The organism is Mycobacterium sp. (assembly GCF_032161845.1).
Classification (GTDB): domain Bacteria; phylum Actinomycetota; class Actinomycetes; order Mycobacteriales; family Mycobacteriaceae; genus Mycobacterium.
The window spans coordinates 1-4,171 of sequence record NZ_JAVRQA010000287.1; the positions used below are offsets into that span (position 1 = coordinate 1).

Annotated in this window: 4 protein-coding genes and 2 tRNA genes; 1 reads left to right on the forward strand and 5 read right to left on the reverse strand. The window is 64.2% G+C overall.

Annotated features, from left to right (window positions below; all coding sequences use genetic code 11):
• The 5 genes from QOD90_RS15840 to QOD90_RS15860 form a co-directional block, all read right to left on the reverse strand.
• Positions 1-525: ClpX C4-type zinc finger protein (locus QOD90_RS15840; RefSeq protein WP_526351322.1), on the reverse strand; the 525-nt coding region annotated here is incomplete at its 3' end.
• Between the two features lie 256 nt (positions 526-781).
• Positions 782-1,408, reverse strand: a complete 627-nt coding sequence (locus tag QOD90_RS15845) for a ClpP family protease (RefSeq protein ID WP_526351324.1) — start codon at positions 1,406-1,408, stop codon at positions 782-784.
• Positions 1,405-2,007: a ClpP family protease gene (locus QOD90_RS15850; protein ID WP_526351328.1), complete on the reverse strand. Its 603-nt coding sequence runs from the start codon at positions 2,005-2,007 to the stop codon at positions 1,405-1,407. Before QOD90_RS15850 ends, QOD90_RS15845 begins: the two co-directional genes overlap by 4 nt.
• A gap of 92 nt (positions 2,008-2,099) precedes the next feature.
• Positions 2,100-3,527 carry a trigger factor gene (gene tig / locus QOD90_RS15855; protein WP_526351326.1) on the reverse strand — a complete coding sequence of 476 codons (1,428 nt, stop codon included), beginning with the start codon at positions 3,525-3,527 and terminating at the stop codon, positions 2,100-2,102.
• 52 nt (positions 3,528-3,579) lie between these two features.
• Positions 3,580-3,653: transfer RNA gene (locus QOD90_RS15860), tRNA-Pro, on the reverse strand.
• 98 nt (positions 3,654-3,751) lie between these two features.
• Here QOD90_RS15860 and QOD90_RS15865 point away from each other — a divergent pair.
• Positions 3,752-3,825, forward strand: a tRNA-Gly gene (locus QOD90_RS15865).
• The last annotated feature ends 346 nt before the right edge of the window (positions 3,826-4,171 follow it).

A 4,171-nucleotide genomic window follows, 5' to 3' on the forward strand; every position in this document is an offset into this window, starting at 1 on the left:
GACGTCGTAGTCCGCCGCCTGGATCAGCTTGAGAAGGATGTTCTCGACGTCCTCGCCGACATAGCCCGCCTCGGTCAGCGCGGTGGCATCGGCGATCGCGAAGGGAACGTTGAGCATCTTGGCCAGCGTCTGCGCGAGGTATGTCTTGCCGCAGCCGGTGGGCCCGAGCATCAAGATGTTGGACTTGGCCAGCTCGACGGGCTCGGCACGCGAGTCGCGCGACTTCTCCTGGGCCTGGATGCGCTTGTAGTGGTTGTAGACCGCGACGGCGAGCGTGCGCTTCGCGGTGTCCTGACCAATGACGTAGCCCTCGAGGAATTCGCGGATCTCGGCGGGCTTGGGAAGCTCGTCGAGTTTCACGTCATCGGCGTCAGCGAGCTCCTCTTCGATGATCTCGTTGCAGAGGTCGATGCACTCGTCGCAGATGTACACGCCGGGACCCGCGATGAGCTTCTTGACCTGCTTTTGGCTCTTTCCGCAGAACGAGCACTTCAGCAGGTCACCACCGTCTCCAATGCGCGCCATTGTCCTGCGGCCCTACTTTCCTGATCGCCGTCGGTATCTCTCGGTTTGGTGGATCACCTCGGGTGTTCTCCCGACGCTACCCGTATGTTCCGGCACCATGCGACCGTTAAAGCCGAATAGCGCCGGTGGTATTCGCCTGCGTTGATTGAGAACATATCCCCTGACATCGCCGGGATCCTCCGCAACGCGCCTCACGCCGTTGGCGTGTCGTCATCGAAACCGTTCCGAGACCGCGCTACTGGCGCGCAGCGGTGCGTCAGGCCGGCTGGGCAGAGAGCTTGCGGTACTCGAGGACGGTGTCGATGATCCCGTAGTCCTTGGCGTCGGCCGCGGTGAGGATCTTGTCGCGGTCGGTGTCCTTGCGGATGACCGCGGCGTCCTTGCCGGTGTGGCGGGCCAGCGTGGTGTCCATCAACGTGCGCATGCGCTCGATCTCGGCGGCCTGGATCTCCAAGTCGGAGACCTGCCCCTGGATCGCGCCGCCGACCGCTGGCTGGTGGATCAGGATCCGCGCGTTGGGCAGGGCGAGCCGCTTGCCGGGCGTACCCGCCGCCAGCAGCACGGCGGCGGCGGAAGCCGCCTGTCCGAGGCACACCGTCTGAATGTCGGCACGCACGTACTGCATGGTGTCGTAAATCGCCATCAGCGAGGTGAACGAGCCACCGGGTGAGTTGATGTACATGGTGATGTCGCGATCGGGATCCAGCGACTCCAACACCAGGAGCTGGGCCATGATGTCGTTCGCGGAGGCGTCGTCGACCTGCACACCGAGGAAGATGATGCGTTCCTCGAACAGCTTGTTGTACGGGTTGGACTCCTTCATACCGAAGCTGGAGTGCTCGATGAACGACGGAAGGATGTAGCGCGCCTGTGGTTGCGTCATGAGGCACTCCCGTTGAAGTTGGCGTGGGTGATGATGTGGTCGACGAAGCCGTATTCCAGGGCCTCGGGCGCGGTGAACCAGCGGTCGCGGTCCGCGTCGTTCTCGATGCGTTCGAGCGTCTGGCCGGTGAACTCGGCGTTGAGCCGGTTCATCTCCTTCTTCGTCAGGGCGAACTGCTCGGCCTGGATCGCGATGTCGGCGGCGCTACCACCGATGCCCGCACTGGGCTGGTGCATCATGATGCGCGCGTGCGGCAGGGCGTAGCGCTTGCCCCTGGTGCCCGCGGCGAGCAGGAACTCGCCCATCGAAGCGGCCAGCCCCATCGCGTAGGTGGCGACGTCGCACGGCGCGAGAACCATCGTGTCGTAGATCGCCATGCCAGCCGTCACCGATCCGCCGGGCGAATTGATGTACAGGTTGATGTCCTTGGTGGGGTCCTCGGCGGCCAGCAGCAGAATCTGCGCGCAGAGGCGGTTGGCGATGTCGTCGTCGACCTGGGTGCCGAGGAAGATGATCCGCTCGGCGAGCAACCGCTCATAGACGGAGTCGATGAGGTTGAGCCCCGACGCGCCCGAACGCATGTCAGTCACGGCTGGAATACCTGCTTTCTCGAGTTTGCGTACTCGTTCACTGACACTAACCAAACCTGCCCAGCGAGCACTCCCCGAAGGGGGAGCGTTCGCTCACAGCGTCACTTGGCCTCGTCGACCTCGGCCTCGTCGGCGGCGTCGTCATCCGAGTCAGCGGCCTCTTCGACCTCGTCGGCGTCAGCTTCTTCGACTCCGGCCTCGAGCGGTGTGGACGGCCCGAAGAACTCCGTCGTGTCGACTTCGTTGCCCTCGGAGTCGGTGACGGTGGCACCGTGCACGACCGCGGCAATGGTCAGCCCACGGCGGACGTCGGCGAACATGGCGGGCAGCTGGTTGTTCTGCTGGAGCACCTGCAGAAGCTGCTGCGGCTCCAGGCCGTACTGCCGCGACATCAGCACCAGGCGCTCGGTGAGGTCGTTCTGGCCGACCTGGATGTCGAGCTGATCGGCGATGGCATCCATCAACAGCTGGGTCTTGACGGCCTTCTCCGCGTTGGAGCGGCTGTCGGCGTCGAATTCCTCGCGACTGCTGCCCTCGGCGACGAGTGCCTCGGCGAACTTCTCCTCGTCGTGATCCAAGCCGTGGATGGCGTTGTGGATGGTGTCGTCGACCTGCGCCTGGACGATTGCCTCGGGCAGCGGCACCTCGACCTGCTCGAGGAGGGTCTCCAGCGCCTTGTCGCGGATCTGCTCGGCCTGGCCGATGCGCTTGGCACGCCGCACCTGGTCGATGAGGCTCTCCTTGAGCTCGTCGATGGTGTCGAATTCGCTTGCCAGCTGCGCGAATTCGTCGTCTGGCTCAGGCAGCTCGCGCTCCTTGACCGACACCACCTTGACGGTGACTTCGGCCTCGTCGCCGGCGTGCTCGCCTGCGACCAGCGTGGTGGTGAACACCTTGCTCTCATCGGCCTTGAGGCCCTTGATCGCGTCGTCGAGGCCCTCGATGAGAGTGCCCGAACCGATCTCGTGCGACAGCCCCTCGGTCTTGGCTTCCTCGACGTCCTTACCGTCGACGGTCGCCGACAGGTCGATCGACACGAAGTCACCGTCCTTGGCGGCGCGCTCGACACCGGTGAGCGTGCCGAAGCGGGCGCGCAGGTTCTGCAGTTCGGTGTCGACCTCTTCGTCGGTGACCTCGATCGGGTCGACGGTGAACGCCAGCGTCGACAGCTCGGGCAAGGTGATCTCGGGCCGGATGTCGACCTCGGCGGTGAACGTCAGGTCGCTGCCGTACTCCTTGTTGGTGACCTCGATCTCAGGCTGCCCGAGGGGCGTTACGTCCGAGCTCGCGAGAGCCTCGCTGTAGCGGGCCGGAACGGCCTCGCCGACGACCTGGTCCAGCATCGCCTGCTTGTCGACCTTCGACTCGAGCAGCTTCACCGGCACCTTGCCCGGGCGGAACCCCGGCATCCGGATGGTCCTGGCCAGCTCCTTGAACGCCTGATCGAAGTCGGGCTGCAGTTCAGTGAAGGGCACCTCCACGTTGATGCGAACCCTCGTTGGGCTCAACTTCTCGACGGTGCTCTTCACGGCGTTGCTCCTTGCATGTCTGTGTCTTCGTCTACGGGTGTCGTTGTTCCGGTCGGGGTGACAGGATTTGAACCTGCGGCCTTCCGCTCCCAAAGCGGATGCGCTACCAAGCTGCGCTACACCCCGTGCTTCACTGCCGTCGAGATACTACGGGCTGAGCTCGCGACATCATCAATTGGATTTGAATACGTCAGCGCCGGTACAGTCTCTCGTGCAGTGCTAACGCGGGCGTAGCTCAATGGTAGAGCCCTAGTCTTCCAAACTAGCTACGCGGGTTCGATTCCCGTCGCCCGCTCCACACGGACCCGCCCTAATAGGGCGAGTCTTCTATGTCTGCCTGTTGCCGACCTACCCCGCTGCACTCCGGGCGGGGACCAGACGCACCCGCAGAGCCGCAATCTCTTTTTGGGCGACCCACCCGTCGCGATGCCACTGCACGATGGTGCCGCCAGCCCACATGACCGAAAAATGCATGCACCCGCGCAGGCGCGGAAGTTGTTGGGCGAGCTATACGGTCACGTCGCCGCCGTATCCCGCAAGCTCGAAGCCGCCGATGTACACAATTGGAGCGCTCGCGCTCGGGGCGTGGCGCGCACGAGACGAAGCGAAACAGTTCGAACGATGGTGCGCCGCCCACATCCGCG